At 64.6% G+C, this 20,305-nt stretch carries 19 protein-coding genes; 1 reads left to right on the top strand and 18 read right to left on the bottom strand.

All coding sequences use genetic code 11. The annotated features are described in order from the left end of the window. Window positions 1-64: 64 nt before the first annotated feature. The 15 genes from AC5Y5C_RS14260 to AC5Y5C_RS14330 form a co-directional block, all read right to left on the bottom strand. Window positions 65-751 (bottom strand): winged helix-turn-helix domain-containing protein, encoded by a 687-nt coding sequence (locus tag AC5Y5C_RS14260; protein ID WP_499973073.1) that lies wholly within the window; start codon window positions 749-751, stop codon window positions 65-67. Continuing rightward, window positions 748-2,061 carry a sensor histidine kinase gene (locus AC5Y5C_RS14265; RefSeq protein ID WP_499973075.1) on the bottom strand — a complete coding sequence of 438 codons (1,314 nt, stop codon included), beginning with the start codon at window positions 2,059-2,061 and terminating at the stop codon, window positions 748-750. Before AC5Y5C_RS14265 ends, AC5Y5C_RS14260 begins: the two co-directional genes overlap by 4 nt. A 150-nt stretch (window positions 2,062-2,211) precedes the next feature. Next, window positions 2,212-2,982, bottom strand: coding sequence for a phosphoglyceromutase (locus AC5Y5C_RS14270; RefSeq protein ID WP_499973076.1), 771 nt, complete (start codon window positions 2,980-2,982; stop codon window positions 2,212-2,214). A 43-nt stretch (window positions 2,983-3,025) separates the two neighbouring features. After that, window positions 3,026-3,625 carry a hypothetical protein gene (locus AC5Y5C_RS14275; protein WP_499973079.1) on the bottom strand — a complete coding sequence of 200 codons (600 nt, stop codon included), beginning with the start codon at window positions 3,623-3,625 and terminating at the stop codon, window positions 3,026-3,028. Next, entirely contained in the window at window positions 3,622-4,950 is a 1,329-nt protein-coding gene (locus tag AC5Y5C_RS14280) for a phthiocerol/phthiodiolone dimycocerosyl transferase family protein (RefSeq protein WP_499973080.1), read from the bottom strand. Before AC5Y5C_RS14280 ends, AC5Y5C_RS14275 begins: the two co-directional genes overlap by 4 nt. Window positions 4,951-5,119: 169 nt before the next feature. Continuing rightward, entirely contained in the window at window positions 5,120-6,661 is a 1,542-nt protein-coding gene (locus AC5Y5C_RS14285) for a flavin-containing monooxygenase (RefSeq protein ID WP_499973082.1), read from the bottom strand. Then, complete coding sequence (locus AC5Y5C_RS14290; protein WP_499973083.1) at window positions 6,658-7,599, bottom strand: ferritin-like domain-containing protein; 942 nt, start codon at window positions 7,597-7,599, stop codon at window positions 6,658-6,660. Before AC5Y5C_RS14290 ends, AC5Y5C_RS14285 begins: the two co-directional genes overlap by 4 nt. A gap of 12 nt (window positions 7,600-7,611) precedes the next feature. Continuing rightward, window positions 7,612-9,651, bottom strand: a complete 2,040-nt coding sequence (locus tag AC5Y5C_RS14295; RefSeq protein ID WP_499973085.1) for an alpha/beta hydrolase fold domain-containing protein — start codon at window positions 9,649-9,651, stop codon at window positions 7,612-7,614. Continuing rightward, window positions 9,651-10,571 (bottom strand): SDR family NAD(P)-dependent oxidoreductase, encoded by a 921-nt coding sequence (locus AC5Y5C_RS14300; protein ID WP_499973087.1) that lies wholly within the window; start codon window positions 10,569-10,571, stop codon window positions 9,651-9,653. The genes AC5Y5C_RS14295 and AC5Y5C_RS14300 overlap by 1 nt, the downstream gene beginning before the upstream one ends. A 121-nt stretch (window positions 10,572-10,692) precedes the next feature. Then, window positions 10,693-11,247 (bottom strand): pyridoxamine 5'-phosphate oxidase family protein, encoded by a 555-nt coding sequence (locus AC5Y5C_RS14305; RefSeq protein WP_499973090.1) that lies wholly within the window; start codon window positions 11,245-11,247, stop codon window positions 10,693-10,695. 50 nt (window positions 11,248-11,297) lie between these two features. After that, window positions 11,298-12,872: an AMP-binding protein gene (locus AC5Y5C_RS14310; RefSeq protein ID WP_499973093.1), complete on the bottom strand. Its 1,575-nt coding sequence runs from the start codon at window positions 12,870-12,872 to the stop codon at window positions 11,298-11,300. A gap of 87 nt (window positions 12,873-12,959) precedes the next feature. Further along, on the bottom strand, window positions 12,960-13,463 hold the full coding sequence (locus tag AC5Y5C_RS14315) for a type III secretion system chaperone family protein (protein ID WP_499973095.1): 504 nt from the start codon (window positions 13,461-13,463) through the stop codon (window positions 12,960-12,962). Further along, the gene (gene mshA / locus AC5Y5C_RS14320) at window positions 13,460-14,791 is read right to left on the bottom strand and encodes a D-inositol-3-phosphate glycosyltransferase (protein ID WP_499973097.1); all 1,332 of its coding nucleotides are present in this window, start codon (window positions 14,789-14,791) and stop codon (window positions 13,460-13,462) included. Before mshA ends, AC5Y5C_RS14315 begins: the two co-directional genes overlap by 4 nt. Before the next feature lie 64 nt (window positions 14,792-14,855). Continuing rightward, on the bottom strand, window positions 14,856-15,317 hold the full coding sequence (locus AC5Y5C_RS14325; protein WP_499973101.1) for an SRPBCC family protein: 462 nt from the start codon (window positions 15,315-15,317) through the stop codon (window positions 14,856-14,858). A gap of 139 nt (window positions 15,318-15,456) precedes the next feature. Then, window positions 15,457-16,695 carry an ROK family protein gene (locus AC5Y5C_RS14330; RefSeq protein ID WP_499973103.1) on the bottom strand — a complete coding sequence of 413 codons (1,239 nt, stop codon included), beginning with the start codon at window positions 16,693-16,695 and terminating at the stop codon, window positions 15,457-15,459. A gap of 300 nt (window positions 16,696-16,995) precedes the next feature. On the opposite strand from AC5Y5C_RS14330, the gene AC5Y5C_RS14335 reads away from it, so the two are divergent. Continuing rightward, a complete protein-coding gene (locus AC5Y5C_RS14335; protein WP_499973104.1) occupies window positions 16,996-17,745 on the top strand; it encodes an SDR family NAD(P)-dependent oxidoreductase in 750 nt (249 codons plus the stop codon). A 41-nt stretch (window positions 17,746-17,786) separates the two neighbouring features. On the opposite strand, the gene AC5Y5C_RS14340 is transcribed toward AC5Y5C_RS14335, so the two are convergent. The 3 genes from AC5Y5C_RS14340 to AC5Y5C_RS14350 form a co-directional block, all read right to left on the bottom strand. Further along, on the bottom strand, window positions 17,787-19,145 hold the full coding sequence (locus AC5Y5C_RS14340) for a L,D-transpeptidase (protein ID WP_499973105.1): 1,359 nt from the start codon (window positions 19,143-19,145) through the stop codon (window positions 17,787-17,789). 99 nt (window positions 19,146-19,244) lie between these two features. Beyond that, window positions 19,245-19,688, bottom strand: coding sequence for a hypothetical protein (locus tag AC5Y5C_RS14345; RefSeq protein ID WP_499973107.1), 444 nt, complete (start codon window positions 19,686-19,688; stop codon window positions 19,245-19,247). 101 nt (window positions 19,689-19,789) lie between these two features. Beyond that, on the bottom strand, window positions 19,790-20,224 hold the full coding sequence (locus AC5Y5C_RS14350; RefSeq protein WP_499973108.1) for a winged helix-turn-helix transcriptional regulator: 435 nt from the start codon (window positions 20,222-20,224) through the stop codon (window positions 19,790-19,792). Window positions 20,225-20,305 lie beyond the last annotated feature (81 nt).

Genomic DNA, 20,305 nt, shown 5'->3' on the forward strand with positions numbered 1-20,305 from the left:
GTACGCGCACTTCATTGCCGTCAGAGTCTAAACACGTACGCGCCGGGCCATGCGCGGTGCGAGGTCAGCCCTCGAGCTTGTAGCCCAGACCACGCACCGTCACCAGGTGCACTGGATTGGCGGGATCCGACTCGATCTTGGAGCGTAGCCGCTTGACGTGCACGTCAAGGGTCTTGGTGTCGCCCACGTAGTCGGCGCCCCACACCCGGTCGATCAGCTGGCCGCGGGTGAGCACCCGGCCGCTGTTGCGGATCAGGTATTCGAGGAGATCGAACTCCTTGAGCGGCAGGGTGATCGATTCCCCATTCACCGACACCGTGTGCCGATCAACGTCCATGCGTACCGGGCCGGCCTCCAACACGCCGTCACCCGCGGCGGTCTCTTCGGAATCCGAGCCGCGGCGCAGCACCGCCCGAATACGGGCGATGAGCTCGCGCGCCGAATACGGCTTGGTCACGTAATCGTCGGCACCTAGTTCCAGCCCGACGACCTTGTCGATCTCACTGTCGCGCGCAGTCACCATGATGACCGGCACGCTGGACTTGGCGCGCAGCTGCTTGCACACATCGGTGCCGCTCATTCCGGGCAGCATGAGGTCCAGCAGCACGATATCGGCACCGGCGCGCTCGAATTCGGCGAGCGCCGAGGGACCGTCGTTGACGATGGTCGCCTCGAAGCCCTCCTTACGCAGCAGGAAGGCCAGTGGATCGGCCAGCGAGTCTTCGTCCTCAACAATCAAGACACTGGTCATCGACGTACATGTTCCTCTCGTGTAGTCGCTTGGCGATCCTCGCGTAAGCGGCTGGTTGATGCGTGCGGCGGGGCGTGGTTGATCGCTTCTTTGCGAGACATGGATTGGTCTGATTGCGGGTGGTCTGCGGATTCCTCAACCCCGTCATCCTCGTCTTCGTAGACAGGGAGGGACAGGGTGAACGTCGACCCCGTGCCCGGCTGGCTCCACAGCTTGATGGCGCCATTGTGGTTGGCGGCGACGTGCTTGACGATTGCCAGCCCCAGGCCGGTGCCGCCGGTATCACGGGAGCGCGCCTTGTCCACCCGGAAGAAACGTTCGAAGACGCGCTCCTGATGTTCCTTGGCGATTCCGATGCCACGGTCGGTGACGGCGATCTCGATCTTGTCGCCGCGGCGCCGGCGGCTGATCGATACCGGTGATCCATGCGAAGAGTAGGCAATGGCGTTCGCCACCAGATTGCTGATGGCGGTGATGAGCAGCGTGGGGTCACCGCGCACCTCGAAACCGCTGGGCGCGTCCGTGGTGACCGCGATATCGGCGTTCTCGGCAGCCACCTTGGACCGGCTCAGCGCCTCGGAGACCACGAAGTCGACATCGACAACCTCCAGGTCGGGCAGTTTTTCGGCCCCCTGTAGCCGTGAGAGCGCGATGAGTTCGGTGACCATGTTGCCCAAGCGGCGGGACTCCGCGAGAACCTGCTCGCCGAAATGCTGCACGGTCTCGGGTTCATCGGAGGATTCCAGCAGCGCCTCGGCGAGCACACCCATGGCACCGACAGGCGTCTTGAGCTCGTGGCTGACGTTGGCCACGAAATCCCGGCGGGTGGCCTCCATGCGGACATGCTCGGAGTCGTCGTCGACGTAGATGACCGCCCAGCGCGGATCGGCGTCGGAGAGCCTGCGCACGTGCCCGCGCAGGCTAAACCCCGTACGGCCCGGCGCCTTCGGTTTGGTGGTCAGATCCACTTCGACGGCCTCACCGGTGGCCAGGGTCCGCTGAGCGGCGTTCCATGCCTGCTCGTCGAGCTGGCGGTCGCGCACCAAGCCCAGCTCGCGAGCACGAGCATTGACCAAGACGACGTCCTGATGCCTGTCGACGACGACGATTCCGGTCGGTGAGATGGCGACGATGCGCTCGAGCATCTGGGAAACGGTCAGGCCGGTCTGGGCTACTTGCGAGCCCTTCCGGGTCTTGTGATGCGTCGAGGAGCGACGCGAGTACCACGCGCCCAGCCCCGCCCCCGCAGCAAGCGCCGCCAGGGCCGCGATCGTCACGATCACAACCAGAGAGCCCGATGCGGCGGTCACGCGAAAAGCGTACGCATTCGGTGAACGTCACCCCAGCAGCGTGCGGCTAAATGCCGAGCAAGTCACACATTCCAGCACAGGTGTTAGGCGTGAGTTCACCGAATATTCGCCGATTGGCGAACTTCTGGTGGGTCCAGGCTCAGCGTGGGGCTATTTTGCGCCCTGGTTGGCTACCGCCGCGGCACCGGCGGCAGCGGCCTCCGGGTCCAGGTACACGCCACCTGCGGTGACAGGCTTGAGGTTCTCGTCAAGGTCGTACCGCAACGGAATACCCGTGGGGATGTTGAGCCCGACGATCTCCTCGTCGGAGATGCCGTCGAGGTACTTCACCAGGGCCCGCAGCGAATTACCGTGGGCGGCAACCAGAACCGTCTTGCCCGCGCGAAGTTCCGGCACGATGGCCTCTTCGTAATACGGCACGAACCGCGCCACCACATCGGCCAGACATTCGGTGAGCGGTCCTCCGCCGATATCGGCGTAGCGGGGATCCTGGTCCTGGCTGTAATGGCTGCCCCGCTCGATGGGCGGCGGCGGGGTGTCGTAGCTGCGGCGCCAGGCCATGAACTGGTCCTCGCCGTACTTGGCCTTGGTTTCGGCCTTGTCCAAACCCTGCAGGGCTCCGTAGTGGCGCTCGTTAAGGCGCCAGTCCCGCAGTACCGGGATCCACAGCCGGTCAGCGGTGTCGAGGGCCAGGTGCGCAGTGTTGATCGCGCGGCGCAGCAGCGAGGTGAACAGAATGTCGGGCAGCAGCCCCTGCTGAGCGAGCAGCTCACCACCGCGCTGAGCCTCTGATCTGCCCTTTTCTGTCAGGTCGACGTCGACCCAGCCGGTGAACAGGTTCTTCGCGTTCCACTGACTCTCGCCGTGGCGCAGCAGGATCAGGATGGCTCCGTTTGCCTGACTGGAGGTCTCGCCGCTCATGGGCGCCAGTCTCTCATGTGGCTATCCGACTGCTCTCGACGTATCAACCCAGTTCCCTGTTCAGCTCGGCGCGGCGCATGTCCCGCACGATGACCGACGCATTCGTCACGAGTTCGCTGACGGAATATCGGCACGCGACCGGGTCGCGCACCACGCCGACGCTGATACGGAGCACGTTGAGCGCATTGGCGATATGCAACGCCACCACGGCGCCCGACCATCGGGGCGCCGGCGGCGCCGGGACCTTCATCACCGCGGCCAATGCGTTCACTTTTCGTGCCGCGGGGTCATCGACAATTCTGGGCTGCGCCGCGCCGGGCGCGGAGAGCTCCTGGACAACCATGTCCAGAAGGACCCCTTCGGCTATCGCCGCTTCAAAAAATTGGACGTGCTGGATGTAGACGGGGGCGCCTCGTCCCGCAGCGGCACCGGAGGCGAAAAATACGGCGGTGACCGCCCGGGGCGACAGGCCGGCGGACACGGTGATGCCCGCAGCTGCCGCCGCGACCTCGAAAATTCCGGCGTCGTCGGTGAATCCCATCTGCTCTCGGCCCCAGCCCGACGAGCCAAAAAGCGACTTCACTTCGACACCTCCCGCGATCATGGATGACCATTGGTCCCGGGGCTCTTCCCGCCGATTCATTCGAGAACCTTTGCAGGAACTAATTTCTCGATCTCAGTCTGTAATATCTGCTCAATTCGCCGCGCACTGTTCTCACCGCTCACGAGTTTGGTGAAGTCAATACTCAGCCTTCCGTTGTAGCTGGTCACGAAGTAGATGCGACCCTCCACCATCGCGACGGCCCGTGTCGCGATGAATGCAGTCACAGGATGAAGCTCGACACCACAACGAAAGTCGTTGATGTCCACGCCGGCCGGCGTGGCGAACTCCGAGACCCTTCCCCAGTTGGTGATCTGGATGGCGGTGAAGGTTGGCACCAATCCCCCCATCGGCACGAGAAGGAAGTACCGCCTCGCCAGAGACAGCGCACGTCGGATATCACCGCGGACAAATGCGGTGTGGTGAATGCGGTTGGTTTGTAACCCATCGCGGATGTCGGCGATAACCTGGCGGGCGAGGTCAAGCGCGTCGCTGCCCCGACCGACGTCAAGGATAATCTCGGCGATGCCCAGCACGTTGGTGCCCTCGGTCGGGGCAACCGGCGGATCTATCCGGGAGCGCAAGTTCACGAATGAGGACATCGCCACGGACAGTTCACTTTTCCCCGATATCTCGCGCTCGGCGAGCACCAGTGCCGCGCTGATGAGCCCATTGAGCGTGACGCCATGCGCGCGCCCCACCTCGAGGAGACGATCGGTCTGCTCTACCGACAGGTGAATGCGTGCCCGCTGCGCACGACGTGGACGCAGAGCGGTCCAGATCCATTCGGGCCCGCGGTATGCCGGACGAAGGTCCATCATCGGCGCGGACGCCGGTTCGGTGTAGCCACGCGCACGAAGCAGAGTCTCGGCACTAGCCGGAATGGGATGCGGCGGCGTACCCATCGGCCTCACGACGCCGTTCGCCCGCCGCGTTCGCTCCGCGTAGAGCGTCCACACATCGTGCAGATATGCCAGGGCAGCGTCGGCGTCCGCGATGGCGTGGTGCAAGAGAAACGTCATGCGGAACTTCCCGGCAGACCGGTATACCCGCAGCGCACACACCTGCCCAAGGGGTAAGGCCGACCTACCGGCCACCACATAGTCCCCGACGTCGGCATCATCGACATCCCGGAATGTGACCCGCGGTCGCTTGCGCGAGGCAAAACGTAGTTCAAAACCTCTGCGCGACATATGAATTCGACCACCCAACAACGGGTAAAGCTCAATCATGCCCGCGAGGGCATCCTCCAGCGCAGCTTCGTCCAGCGTTCCCGTGCCATAGCAATGCTGCGCCACAGTGGCACCCGAGACGACGAACGCAGACTCCGAAGGCGATAGAACGCGCGGCGGCAGCAGCTCGGGCATGAAGCTCCTTAGGCAAGCCAAGTACTCGATACACACAGTTATCGATACTTAAAGTACCCGATACTTTCCATATTGCCACGCACTACGGCATCGACACAGGCTGCAGGGCGGCCGATGCGCAGCGCCGGACCTGATCACGGCGCAGAACAGCATGTTAAGGAGGTGACGCCTATTCCGCCGTCACCGCCGCCGCGACTGTGTGGACCGGCTCTTCGAAGGCTTCGAAGGCGTAGTCATGAAGTGGGAAGGTGCGCGACGAGCGGCGCGCGGCCTGCGTCGACAGCGGCCGGATGTACGCGGACTCACCGTTGTGGTCAAAGTAGTAGCTGTTGGCAGTGGCGCAGTTGCCGGTCTGAAACAACGAGTAGGTGTACCGCGAGCGGGCATCCTCGGTCCAGGCGTCGGCCGCGTCGGCCCGCACCTCGACGTCCGTCGCCCCGAGCCGCCGCGCCTCCCCGATGACCCGCCCGATGTGGATGGCCGCGGTGTCCACCACGCTGTGGTAGGTACCACCGGTCCAGCCGTATTGACCGAAGACGTTGAAGTTGTTGGGCAGCCCCGGTATCGAGAAGCCGTGATAACTCTGGGGGAGGTGACTCTGGTAGAAGTCGGCCAGATCGAAGCCCTTCCGCCCGCTCACCGGCCGGTCCCGGTACACCTGCGGATCGAAGAACAACCGGAAACCGGTAGCGAGGATCAAGACGTCGATCTCCCGTTCCACACCCGCCGCCGTTCGGACCCCGTTCTCGGTGATGGTGTCGATCGGGTCGGTCACTAGCTCCACATTGGCCCGGTTGAAGGTACGCAGGTAGGTGTTGGACGTGGCAGGCCGCTTGCACCCGAAGTCGTAATCCGGTGTGAGCCTGGCCCGCAGCTCCTTATCGGGTACCTGCAATCGATAGGAGACATTGCCGAGCAGCCAACGCAGCGCCCCCGGGGTGTTTCCGAGACGACCGGCATAGAGCACCCCGTAGACGAGTGCACCGCCCACGATGAACTCCAGGCCCTCCTGAAGTAGCCGTTGCGTCGCGGGCACCCGGCGGAACAACGCGCGCAAGGGTGTCGGCATGCTTGGGTCGATCTTGGGGAAAACCCAGATGGGGGTGCGTTGGTAGACGTCGAGATGACCCACTTCGCGCGCGATCTCAGGAATGATCTGTACGGCACTGGCCCCGGTACCGATGACGGCGACGCGCTTACCCGTCAGATCGATGCTGTGGTCCCAGGCCGCCGAACGCAGGATAGTGCCGCGGAAGTCATCCAGCCCCTTCAGTTCAGCCGGTTTGGGTTCAGGAAAAGGACCGGCGGCAACGACGACGAATCTCGCCGTCACCTCCCGCCCATTGACCTGAAGCCGCCACAACTTCGCGCCCTCGTCCCAGGTGCGGGCGCCCACATCGCTTCCGAATCGGACGAAACGCTGCACGTCGTTTTCTCGGTAGAGCCGCTCGATATAGCTGAGCACCTCCCCGCCCTTGGCGTAGAACCGAGTCCATTCGGGGTTCAGGGCATGGCGAAACTGGTAGGCCTGTGCCGGAATGTCCACGCCGATACCGGGATAAACGTTCTGGCGCCAGGTGCCGCCAACGCCGTCCATGCGTTCGTAGATGACGAAGTCTTCGATACCCCGGCGGCGCAGCTCCAATCCGATACCGAATCCAGCCAGCCCAGCACCGATGACGGCGACATAATGATCAGGCTGGTCGGTCATGCACTGACCTCGTAGGTGAGTTCCTTGGACCAGCTCGGCTGTTCGGCAAGCCAGCGCTTCGGGTAGTAGTCGGACAGCTTGACCATGGTGTTGGCCACCGCGTGATACGGGCGGTGAAGTGGGTTCTGCGCGTTGGTGATCATCGCCGCCCCGAGCCGCAGGACTTGGTACACCAGCAATCGAGTGCCGTTGCCCCGGCTGCCGACGTTGACGAATCTCTCCATGGCGTCGTACAGGCGCTGCTCACGCAGACCCATGCCGATCAAATTGCCCTTGATCCTGTTGATGAGCGGGATCCCAGTGCCGAGTCCCAGCAGCAATCCCATCAGTAACGAGGGGTTGAGTGCAGTGGCGACATTCTCGATGATGACGCGGCGCAGATTGCCCTGTCCCATCATGTCTAGGACGTGGAAATCCACTGCCAGATGGCGTGATTCGTCGGAGTTGATATGCCGGAAGGCCTGGTGACAGATCGGGTCATTGACCTCCTCCAGAAGGAACTTCAGCAGCGCACCGTCCAGGGCAACTTCCAGCAACGGGATGATGGTGCCCAGCACGGTGAGCGACAACCCGTCCGAATACCGGTCCAGCCATTCAATAGCCAAACGCACGTTCACATTCGGAACGGGAACTTCATCCTTCTCGAGCATGCCCCAGCGCCGCATCAGCGCCAGCTCGGCGTTGGCGTGCTTTTGTTCCTCGGCGTGGAAGTACCGGTAGATCTCCGCGAGCGTCTCATTGGGAGCCTTTTTGGCCAACGCCGAAAACCCGCGCGCACCAATGTTTTCTATCCATACCAGATCGGCCATAAAGGCCTTCAGCTTGGGACGCTGTGCGTCGGTGATCTGCTCGGCGCCGGGAGCCTCCCAGTCCACATCGGCCAGGGCCCACTGCTTGTCCTTGATGGTCTGCAGCATGTCTTCCAGAACAATGGCCATCTCTTCGCCTTCCTATGCGGTCCGGGCCGTGCGCAAGGGCTGTTGGGTCAGCACCCCGTTGATGAATCTGGCGGCCTCGCCCAGCGCCGCGTTGGCCTCCGGAATCAGCCGGGGCAGCGCCTGGAATACGTGGATCTGCTCAGGCCAAATCTGCAGCTCGCAGTGCCCACCTGCCGTCTCGATCATTCGCGCCAACTCCTCTGCGTCGGCGGCCAGGAACTCGGCCCCACCGGCCTGAATCAGGATGGGCGGCAGGGAGATCCCCGCGGGGAAGCTCAGACGTAGCCGCGGCGACTCGGCGGGCTCAAAGCGCGTGTACTTGTCCACCAAATGTTTGGCGGCGGCGGCAGTGATGACAGGGTCCGGTTCCACCTTCTCGCGTTCGGCGGCCAGACCGAGCGTCAGGTCCAGCAACGGCGAGAACAACGCCACCGCGCCCGGCTGGGGCACACCCAGCCGATGGTTCTCGATGAGCAGGTCCACCGCCAGATGCCCGCCCGCCGAATCGCCGGCGAGCACGATGCCCTGGGCATCATGACCACGTTCCAACAGCCAGTCGTAGGCGGCCCGAACGTCGTCGGCAGCTGCCGGGAAAACGTGTTCGGGCGCCAACCGGTAGTCGACGGTGAAGGCCGGCAGCCCGGTTGCCTCCGACAGGCGGGCGACCATCGAGCGGTGGGTTTTCGCCGAGCAGATGACGTAGCCGCTGCCGTGGATGTACAGGATGACCGGTCCTGGGTCGTCGGCGCTGAGTGCCGCCCCCGCCCGAACCCATTCTCCCCGTAGCGGATCCCTCAACCGTCTCACCTCGGTGCCGCGGGGCATCGATCCGCCGGCCGCCATGATGGTCGAGACGATCTGCCGCGCCAGCAGCACGCCCGGCCTGCCGGTTTTATCCAGGCGGGCTCGGGACAGCACTGGCCGCAACCCGATGGCGGTGAACGCCGCGGTGGCCTTGGTGCGCCGCGAGGCCTCGGAGACCACTGCTGCGGCCATGTCTGCCGAACGCAATGCCAAGGACACACCGCCGACTACGGCGTTGATCCGCGCCTGTGTCTTGCGGGCGCTGTCGCGACTCGGTTCGGTGGCAGGCAGATCCGCGATGAACAAGTTCGGAAAACCCGCCACGGTGGCCGAAACGCAATCCGCCGGCTTCAACGCACGATGCTGGGCCCCCACCACCGGCACCACCGCGATGGTCGATCCCGCATCTGGACTGGATGCGAAGACCACGACATCACACTGATGGTCGATGCCTTCGGCGGTTCGGATGCCTCCGCTGCTGAACCGGGCAATGGGCCAGGTCACCAGCTTGCAGTTGGGCGCTTGCAGTGCGGTAAGGAACTCATCGGTCACCACGACGTTGGGGCGACCGGTGAGCCTCAGCGGCGTCAGTTGACGCCGGATCCAGGGGTCCTGCACACACCGGCGCAGGTTCCGCTGAGCCACCACTTCGAGTAGCCCGCGCGTTGTCGGACGCCTACCCGAGAACCAGGCCTCGCGCGTCTCGCGGCGCAGCGTGCGATCGACCAGCTGCCCTACGCGGCCACTCGTGCGCGGCAGTATCCAATCGGGTGAACTCTGGAAAAACTTGACACTGGCGGCATTTCGCACCACTGCAGGCAGCACCGATGCGGCGGCTGCACTATTGCCGACCACGGCGACGCGCAGCCCGGCGAGCTCTGTACCGTCACCGATCCGGGCGGCATCGAGGGTCTTTCCGGTGTACCCCTGGATACCCCGGATGTCGGTGCCATCGTCCACCGACCCGGTGGCCAGCACGACCGCGCGTGCGGTGAAGCGCTGTCCGGCTTCCGTGTCCACGATCCACACGTCGCCGTCGAGCGCGACCCGGGTGACATCATTGCCGAACTTCACGTGGGGGCCGAGTTTGAACAGGGCAATGGTGTCGTCGCGCCAGCTTCCCGGCGCCGGGCGGGCGCGGTCGAGCACGGTGAAGTCGGTGACCCCGGCCTCGCGCAAACCCACCGCGGTGCCCAGGCCGGTGTATCCGGCGCCGACGACGACCACCGGCAGCGCACGGCCCGTCATCAGCGCACCACCTTGACCGGGGATTGCTGTTCGTAGGCAGAATCCCACAACTCATGCGGATCGGCATCCTCGGGCAACAGCCGACCCAACCGCGAGATGATTCCCGTGCCCCACGAATAGGGCACGGGTGCATGGCGTTTCATCGCCCAGATGAGTTTGGCGTCGGGCTGCGGCACCACATACAGCCGCCCCCGATCGTGCGCGTTGAGGGTGGTCTTCGCGATCCACTCCGGCGACACGCCCATCCATTTGAACGCAGTGCTCGCGAGGTTGGTGAGTGGCCCGGGTATACGCGCGCCGTCGAGGATGTTGGTCTTGACGGCCGTGGGACACAGCACCGTTACCCGCACACCACTGCCCGCCAGCTCCGCACGCAACGTCTCCGACAGCGCGAGCACGGCAGCCTTGCTGACGTTGTACGGACCCATCAGTGGCGCGGCCGCGAAACTGGCGGCCGACGATACGTTGATGATGCCGCCGAATCCCAGCTCACGCAGCCGGGGAGTGAAGACCTGGCAACCGTAGATCATTCCCCACATGTTGATGCCGATGGTGGCATTCCAGTCGTCCATCGACACCTCGCCGATGGGTTTGCCGCCGGTTCCGATGCCCGCGTTGTTGATGACCAGATCAGGGGCGTGGCCCAGCCAGGCGGTCGCCGTATCGGCGAGCTCGACTACCTCGTCGTACGAACTGACATCACAAACCGCGGGGTGCGCGTTGTCGCGTCCAAGCTTGTCGGCGGTCTCCTGCGCGCTGGCCAGGTTGATATCGGAGCACAACACCCGACCACCGCGAGCCACGATGGCCTCCGCGAAAGCGCGTCCGATACCGCTGCCCGCGCCCGTCACCACCGCGCTGGCCCCGTGGCTGACCTTCGGACGTCGGCGCGGGCAGGCTCCCGCGTCGGGTGCCGTCATTGGCATCACCCTTCGCTTATCGCTTACGCATCACGCATAAACGTAAACCAAGGGTGTGTCACGCCCGGCCGCTTGTCAAGGGGTCAGCGAGATTAATGTCCGGTTAGTCGTACCGCGAACACTACTGCAGCGCGGGGAGGCCATCGATCGAGCTGCCGTTATGCTCCAGCGCACTCTCCAGGGTCATCTTCTCCGCGGGCGTCTTCTCGACATGCTTCTCGTACACGTCTCGATGACCCACGAAGTCCATCAGCGGAACCGAGTAGCCACAGGAGTCGGCCACCCGGGTGACGTCAACCAAAATGATTGAGCGCACACCTTTTTCGAGCTCCTTGGCAAAGTGGCTACGCAGCTTCGGGTATTCGGGTTCGTTGAACTGCACCACACGAGCCCGGCCGTGCAGCCGGATAATGCGACAGCGCTTGTCGAATGAGCAGAACATCAGCACGATGCGCCCGTTGTCGCGCACGTGCGCGATGGTCTCCGCGCCGCTGCCGTAGTAGTCCAGGTAGCCCACGTGGTGTGGCCCCAGCACCGCAAAGGTTCCGGCCATCCCCTTGGGGGAGACATTAACGTGACCGTCCGCGCCGCTCGGCGCGGTTCCCACGAAGAAAACCGGCTGCTCGGTCAACCATCGAGCGAGCCTGTCGTCGATCTCCTCGTACACGTGGCTCATAGGCTCAAGGGTGCCACTCGGGTCTGACAACCCGCCAGCGGATTCGCAGCTCAGATGCGTGCGCGCAAATCCTTGCGCAGTATCTTGCCCGCAGCGCTCTTGGGGATGGCGTCGATGAACTCCACCTGCCGAATCCGCTTGTGGGGAGCCACCTTCTCTTGGACGAAGGCCATGACCGCCTCATCGGTGAGGTCCTGATCGGTGCGCACCACGAAGGCCTTGGGAATCTCACCGCTGGACGGGTCGGGAACGCCGATCACGGCGGCATCGCCAATACCAGGGTGCGTCAGCAGCAGCGCCTCCAACTCGGCGGGCGGCACCTGGTAGCCCTTGTATTTGATGAGCTCCTTGAGCCGGTCGACGATCGTCACCACCCCGTCGGCGCGCACGACCGCGATATCTCCGGTGTGCAGGAACCCGTCGGGTTCGATCGTCGCGGCGGTGGCCTCGTCGTTTCCGAGGTAACCGGCCATCACATTGGGGCCACGCACCAGTAGCTCCCCGGGCGCACTCTCGCCCTCGGCCGGAATCTCGATCTCCGCGCCGGTCTCGGTGTCGATGAGCTTGTTCTCGGAATTCGGGACCGGGATACCCACCGAGTTGAGCGGGATATCGGGCCGACCCGGCGGGATGAGGTGGCTGACGGGGCTCAGTTCGGTCATTCCGTAGCCCTGGCTGACACGGCAATTCAGGCGTGCGGCAACGGCATTGCCCAGCTGCTCGTCCAGCGGGGCAGCGCCCGAGAACACCGAGCGCAAGCAGGAGACGTCGTACTTGTCGACATCCGGGTGTTTGGCCAGTACGACCGCCACCGGTGGGGCGACGAAGACGTGGTCCACGCGGTAGTTGGCGATGGAGCCGAGGAAGGTGTCGAGCTCGAACCGGGGCAGGATCACCAGCTCGGCGCCCAGCTTGAGCTGCACGTTGAGCAGGACGACCAGACCGTAGATGTGAAAGAACGGAAGGACGGCCAGCACCCGGTCGCCTCGTTCCACCCCGTAGAGGTGCTTGGCCTGAGCAATGTTGGCGACCAGGTTGTGGTGGGTGAGCATGACACCCTTGGCCTTGCCGGTGGTTCCGGAAGAGTACGGCAGCACCGCCAAATGCGTTGCCGGGTCAAAGGAAACCTCCGGCGGCGCCAGGTCGGGCCGCACGATATCAGCCAGCGAGAGGCGTCCCTCGACGGGGTCGATGGTGATCACGTCGGCGGCATCAATACCCGCGATTTCCGCCGCTTCCAGTGCGCGCGACAGCAGCGGCGACACCGTGAAGATGAGCTGTGCCTTGGAGTCGATGAGCTGCTTGGCCAGCTCCTCGGCGGTGTACAACACGTTGACGGTGCTCGCGGTGCCGCCCGCGCGCAGGATTCCGTGCAAGACCACGGCGAAGGCCGAGCAGTTCGGCAGGAAGACCGCCGCGACGTCGCCCAGGCCAAACCCTCGGTCGGCCAGTCCCGCCGCCGCCGCGTCGATCTGCGCACGTAGCTCGCCGAAGGTGGTCTGCGCCCCGGAAAGCCCGTCGATGAGCGCGACACGATCGTCGTCTCCGCTCGGGTCGCCGAACACGTACTCGTAGACAGAGCAGTCGGGAATGGAAACGTCGGGCAGAGGGCTACGGAACGTCACGCCGGACAGTCTTGCACGCCGCGTCTAGTCCGTGCTGATGGTCCTGGCCTCTTCTGAGTCTCTTCGGGCCTCGACTGATCGACGGGGTCAATCCTCGATGAGGTGCTCGAAGGCCTCAAGATTCTTGAGCGACTCGCCCCGCGAGGTCCGCCACGCCCACTCCTTCTGGATGGACGTCTTGAACCCCAACTCCAGCAAGATGTTGAAGTCGTTGTCCGCGGCCTCCAGCACCTGTCCGAGCAATCTGTCGATCTCATCGGGGGTGACCGCCGGCAGCGGCAGGTGGCCCACCAGGTAGATGTCGCCCATGTTGTCGATCGTGTAGGCGACGGCGTACAACCGGCGGTTGCGTTTGAGCAGGTACCGGTAGACACCCTCGGTGTTCTCGTCGGGGTGACGACAGACGAATACCTCCACGCGCACGGCGTGCTCGCCCGGGCTGAGCATCGTGGTGATCTTTTGCTTGCGTTCACCGGGCAGCTCCACGATCAGCGCCGGCTTGCCGTCTGGCCCATGATGCTCGGTAAAGACGACCTCCCGCTCCACGAGTGTCCGGACGATGGTGGCGTAGGCGTCCCCTGCGGTGGTCATCGCCGCAGTCCCGACAGCCGACGTGACCGAAACCGCGAACGCGACGGGCGCTGCGTCGAGGGCCTTTGTGGCGCACGGTAATCGGAGATGGCCCGGCTGTAGCTGGCGAGCAGGGCATCGGCGGTGCTGGACCAGGAGAAACCGGCGGCATGCTCGACGGCTGCGCGGCTGAGCTCGGCCCCGGCGCGCACCAACAAGTCCCCGATGGCGTCCGTCCAGTCCTCGGTGCGGTGGGTCGGTACCAGCAGGCCGGTGCGTTGGTCGGCGACCGCGACCGGAAGACCGCCCACCTCGGCTGCCACCACCGGGGTGCCGCAGGCTTGAGCCTCGATGGCCACCAGTCCGAAGGATTCCGAATAGCTCGGCACCGCAACAATATCGGCCGCCCGATACACCTGGGCAAGCCGTTCTCGCGACTGCGGCGGCAAGAAGGTGACCCGGTCGGCGATGCCGAGGTCCGCCGCGAGGTCCTGCAGCGCCGTAGGCTCGTCGAGACCACTGCCGGACGGCCCGCCAACGATGAGAACACGAACCCCCGGCAACTTCGCCGCCGCGCGTACCAGCAGATCTGGGGCCTTGAGCGGCTGGATGCGCCCGACGAAAGCGACGATCTGCTCATCGGTCCGCAGGCCGAATTCGGCGCGGGCGGCAGTCTTGTCACCGGGCGTGAAGACGTCCAGATCGACGCCAGGGTGAACGATATCGATGCGGCCGGGGTCCGCATTATGTATCGAAATTAGTTGCTCGGCTTCATCTTTGGTGTTGACAATGAGCCTGTCGGCCTCGTCCACGACCTGCTGCTCCCCCACCGCGCGCAGCGCGGGCTCCGGGCGGTCCCCCTCGGCGAGCGTCTGATTCTTGACCGCGGCGAGCGTGTGCGCGGTGTGGACCAGCGGAACGCCCCAGCGGTCACGGGCCAGCCAGCCCGCCTGACCGGAAAGCCAATAGTGCGAGTGAACCAGGTTGTAGTAGCCGGGCTCGTGGATCGCCTCGGCACGCAGCACTCCGGCGGTGAATGCGCACAGCTGGGTCGGCAGGTCGTACTTGTCCAGCCCCTCGAACGGGCCGGCGACGATGCTGCGCACCGTCACCCCGTCCGCAACGGCCACCACCGGCTCGTCGGAAGACGCGGTGGCGCGGGTGAAGATGTCGACGGCGACACCCCGGCGGGCCAGCTGAAGGGCCGTTTGCAGCACGTAGACGTTCATGCCGCCGGCGTCGCCGATACCCGGCTGGGCCAGTGGCGAGGTGTGTACGGATAGGACGGCGATGCGGCGCGGCTTCAGCGCCGAAACCGCCCGGCGCGCGAACTCATCGCCACTAAGCACACCGCCATCTTGTCACTTACACACAAGCTGTCGACGCGCAGCACTCCTACCAGCGTTTTGAGCCTCAGCGCGCCGTGAGCTTCTGGCGATATCCCTCTTCCAGGATCTTGCGCAGCTTCTCATCCGAGTGCGTGATGGCCAGCGAGATGAACGGCGAGATGACCTTGCCCAGGGCACGTCCGGCAAGCCCGCCGGGCAGCCGGTAGTCGATGTTGATCTCCAGCTCTGTCTCGTCCTCCGAGACGGGCCGGAACCGACATTCGATCTGGTTGTCGATCCCGGAGCGCGACGCGGTGGTGAACAGGGTGTCCGGATCCCACCCCGTCACCTCGATCGTCGACCGGAGGGTGGCGCCGAGGTTGATGGCGATGTCGTATTTGGCTCCGAGCCCCCGGGACACGTCATTGACAAAGCGAACGTGCTCGATCCCGAACATCCAGTCCGCCAGATGGTGCGCATCACTGACGTAGTCGAAGGCGTATGCCATCGGCACCTTTGCGGAGGACACGTGGTGGATATGCGTCATATGCACATCCCTATCACTTTTCGGCGCCGAGTCGCAGATTCGCGGCTAAAACGCCAGCAACCACCTCGCCCAATGTGAAGCTACGTCGGAAATTCGCGGCAAATTCCGCCGTGGCTTCACACTCGCCGCGCCTGGAGCCCTAAGCCAGCGCGGAGGTCTCCGGCCGCCGGGCCGATGCCCGCCGCATGGCACCCAATGGATCGGCGAACAACCCGCCGAGGGACACCACTCCGGCGCCGGCCTCCTGTACGCGGTTACCGAACGCCGTCACACGAATATCGCGCTTGGACAACGTCGATCGGTCCAGGAACGCGGTCTCGACGTCGTTCATCACCTCAGGGTATTCGGTAAAGGCCTGCCCACCGACGATCACCTCGTCGGGATTGAGGATGTCACGCAGCAGCGCCACCGACTGGCCCAGCACCCGGCCCCGTTCGGAAAGCAGTTGGCGCGCAGAATCATTGCCGCCGCGCGCGGCCTTGTACACCGCGCTCACCGAGACGCCCTCCCCTGTCGGCACGATGCGCAGCCTCCGCGCGGCCGCCAACACCGCCTCGTCGCTCACGGTGGTCTCCAGCTTGCCTGTACCGCCCAGCAATTCGGAATCAACCGGCAACGCCGCGATGGTGCCCGGACCACTCGCCGGGCTGTGCACCCGTCCGTCGATGGCCAGCGCGAAACCGACTGTCTCACGGGCATATACGTACAGGCTCGTCAGGGAGCGCGCCGCGAAACGCCGCAGTCCCAGCAGCAGCTCGGCCCCGGCCATCGCGTCCACGTGCGAGGCCACCGATACCGGCAGACCCAGCGTGTCGGCGAAGACTCGGCCGACAGGCGCCTCGGTCCAGCCCAGACGCGGGTGATCCACCGTTCCGGCCGGTCCGTCGACCACACCACCGGTGGCCACCCCGATCCACAGCGGGCGACGGCGGTGCCAGCGGGCCAGGTACCGTTGCGCGCTTCCGGCCAACGAGGCCAATGCGGCCCCCTGTGGACCGCTTGGCGTGGGAGTTTCCACCACATCGAGGGTCCGTCCGAACAAGTCGGTCGCCACAATGCTGGTGGCACGGGCACCGATGTGAATGCCCAGGGTCAGAAATGGCTCGTGGTTGAGCTCCACCGGAACCCGCGGACGCCCGATGGCGCCGGAGACCGCCAGATCAGCACGTTCACGGAGCAGCCCGGCGTCCAGCAGCGCGGTGACCTGCCGGTTGACGGTGGCGATGGAAAGACCTGTGACCTGGGCAATCGCATCGCGGGCCACGGGTCCGCGGACACGTGCGGCGCGGAATACCGAGGACGCGGCGCTATCGCCGATGTACAGGGCGGGGGGATGAATCTGGTGACGAGAAACAGGTCGGCGAACCGGAGAAGTCATGAGAAGGGTCCTTTGGCGGAAGGGCCGGATTCAGACGAATGCTGAAGCGCGGGCTACAAGGGCTAATGGTGTTGTGAACTGGGGCGATACCACGCCCGAGACGTCAGGAAAGACGTGCAGAAACTAGGCGCAGCGACAGACGCAGCGACAACACAGCTCGCGAGCCAGCGGCAGCCGAGAACCAATACCGGCGATCACGAAAGTGACCCGGGGTTCGGCGGCACGCTTGATGGACACAGGCGCAATTTAGCATCCCTACGAGCCGATGTCCTAGTAGGAGTTCTGACTACAGTGGCGTCCATGACCAATCCCACGTTCGACGGCCGGGTCGCGGTCGTTACCGGTGCCAGCTCAGGAATCGGTGCGGCAACCGCTAGATCTCTTGCCGCCCTTGGATTTCACGTTGTGGTTGCGGCTCGTCGCGAGGACCGCATCAACGCCCTGGCCGAGGAGATCGGGGGCAGCGCGGTTGTGCTCGACGTCACCGACGCCGATTCGGTTGCCGCCCTTGCGCAGAGCCTGGACCGGGTGGACGTGCTGGTGAACAACGCCGGCGGCGCGTGGGGGCTGGAACCGGTACTGGAGGCAGATCTGGAGCACTGGCGCTGGATGTGGGAAACCAATGTGGTGGGCACCCTGCAGGTGACCCGCACCCTGCTGCCCAAACTGATTGCCTCCGGCGATGGACTCATCGTCACCATCACCTCTATCGCCGCGCTCGATGTGTACGACGGCGGCAGCGGATACACGTCAGCCAAGCACGCACAGGCGGCGTTGCACCGCACGCTGCGCGGCGAGCTTCTCGGAAAGCCCGTGCGGCTCACCGAGGTCGCACCGGGTGCGGTGGAAACCGAGTTCTCGGTGGTGCGCTTCGACGGTGACCAGGACCGGGCAGACGCGGTCTACCAGGGCATCACCCCATTGGTCGCCGAGGACGTCGCCGAGATCATCGCGTTCGTCGCGTCGCGGCCCCCGCACGTCAATCTGGACCAGATCGTCGTCAAACCGCGAGATCAGGCCTCATCCACGCGCCGCGCGACACGCGACTGAACGCGCCAATCCTCTTCTTCAACAAACAGATCCGCACTGGACTATCGGGGCGTGGTTGTCGGGGTACCCGACAGCGTCGGCGCACCCGACGGGGTCAACGGTGCTGACGTCGGCGTCCCCGACAGCGTCGGTGCTCCCGACGGGGTCAACGGGACGGTGGTCGGGATGGACGAGGTTGTCGACGTGACCGTCCGTTCCTTCGGATTCGGAGGGAGCGCCGACATCGATTGCCAGGTCGGCCAGTCCACCACCCAATCCCATAGGTCGCCGTCGGAGTATGACAGCTCGATCGAGGTACCGGTCACCTCGACGGGATCACCGTAGATGGCGGTTCGGAAGTACGACTCGGCATCACCCAACGACAAGTTGATACAGCCGTTGGTGACATTGGTACTGCCTTGCTGTCCAACAGTATTGGGGTTGGCGTGGATGAACTCGCCGTTGTTCGAGATCCGGACCGCGAAACGTTCGTGAACGTTGGTGTACCCGGCCGCCGGGTTGGACATCCAAAAATCCTCGTACTTCTCGGTGACGACGTGAATCCCGCTACGGGTGACGTTGCGCGGCAGGTCCGCCTCACCGTAGCTACACGGCAGGTCCAGAATGGTGCCTTCGTCGGTGGTCACCCGGATGCGGTGACTCGGCGCATCGGCATAGACAATCTGGCGGCGCCCCACGCTGAAATCCAAGGACATGTCCTCGTTTCCAAATGCCCCGTCCCCAAGGGGAATTCCATAGAGATTCGCCTTCACTCCGACCTTGGTGCCGGCCTTGAAGTACTCACGTGATCGCCAATGCACTCGAGAACCCTGTTGCTCGTCGGGCAGCCAGGCCCAACCACCTTCGGTGGGCGGGTCGCAGACGATGCTCAGCGACTTCTCCGCCGCGGCCTTGTCGGCGATATGCGCATCGAACTGGATGATCACGGGAGCCGCTATACCCACCGTCTGCCCATCGGCGAGCTGGAATTGACCGTTGACCTTCGCCGTCGGTACCAGGGTGGTGAAGGTGCCGGACACCGCGACGGCCTTACCGTCCAGCCCGACCGCCGAACCCTTCCAGGTGTACGTCACGTCGAATCCGAGGGGCTCGGTGGTGCGGAACCTCGTTTGGTCGCGACTGAGGACTCCGGCGACGACCTTGCCGTCGGCGTTGACCAACTTCACGTCCTGGAACCACCCGTTGGCCACGGTCACGCTGACCGGCGCGGTCGGATTGACCTCCTTGGCCTTGTCGTCGGGCAGGAAGGTCAGGACGACTCCCGGTGACGGGGCGTCCAGGGGAGCATTCGAGCCGACGGTGGTGCAGGCGGCAGCAACAGCGGGCACCGTCAGACCCAACATCGTGAGCGCGCGCCGTCGCGTCAGCGCATCACTGAGATCTGGTCTGGGGTACTTCACGACACCCAACGATACGGCCCGCCGCGGACAGCTTCGCCCGGCCCGAGCAGGATCACATATCGGATCGTGCGGTACCTGGGGTTTTGTCGAGTATCGCGGCTAGTAGACCGGGATATCGAAGATCGCCGCAGGCGCACCGTACTGCGCACCCCAGCCGGCCCAGGCGACATCACTCGGTCCCACCCGCTTGTCGACGAGCACCCAGCCTTGTTCGCCCTGGCGCAGCAGGGCTACGTATTTCTTCGACAGGACGCCGTTGGCGGAGGCTTCGGCAAAGGGCGTACCGGTGTAGTCGACAGGGCTACCGTCGGGCTCCTGCATGGCCGACCAGAGAAAGACCCAGCCTTCGGCGGACTTGAGGCTGCGCACATCCAAACGCACCGGCTTGCCGAGCTGGGCCGTCACGTCCGCGAGCGCCGGCGCCAGGATCGCGGCTGCTTCCGGGGACGCCGGGTCCACCGGCGTCGCACCCGGGTCGGCCGTCGCGAGCGGCGCCGCGAGTAACCCGACCCAGACCAACAGCACTAGGAATCCGATCCGCATGGGTCCTCCTTCGTTCCGGGACATTTTCGTGCCGGGACATCCGAACGGTAGACGACCGTCACGCGCCTATGCGCAAGGCGCGGATTCTGGCTCGACCAGAACTAGACGCCCGCCACGGCCGTATCTTCCGGAGCCAGTGCGCGACCGTCTGCCGCACGCAGCTCGAAGCGTTGCACCGGACGGGACGTCTCGCGATCGACCAGGGATACGCGCGGCTCCCCGGGCGCGAAACAGAACTCGTCGCTCCACTGCCTCAGGGCCACCAAAACGGGGAACAGCCCGCGCCCCTTGTCCGTCAGTCGGTACTCATGGCGCGCTCCGGCGGGAACAACCTCGAGGATGCCGTTGTCCACCAACGTCGCCAGCCGAGAAGCCAGGATGTTTTTCGCGAGCCCAAGACTCCGCTGGAACTCGCCGAATCTGCGCAGTCCGTCAAACGCGTCACGAACGATCAGCAGTGACCAGCCGTCCCCGATCTCACCCAGCGGCCTGGCCAAGGTGCAGCTCGAGTCCGCATGACTGGCGCGACCCACCATGGACAGCCTCCTTTGGTTGCAATATGCAACCATTCATGCCAAGCTCAAACGGTTGCGAAGTGAAACCAACTCTACCGAGGA

Source organism: Mycobacterium sp. NGS15 (genome assembly GCF_059813245.1).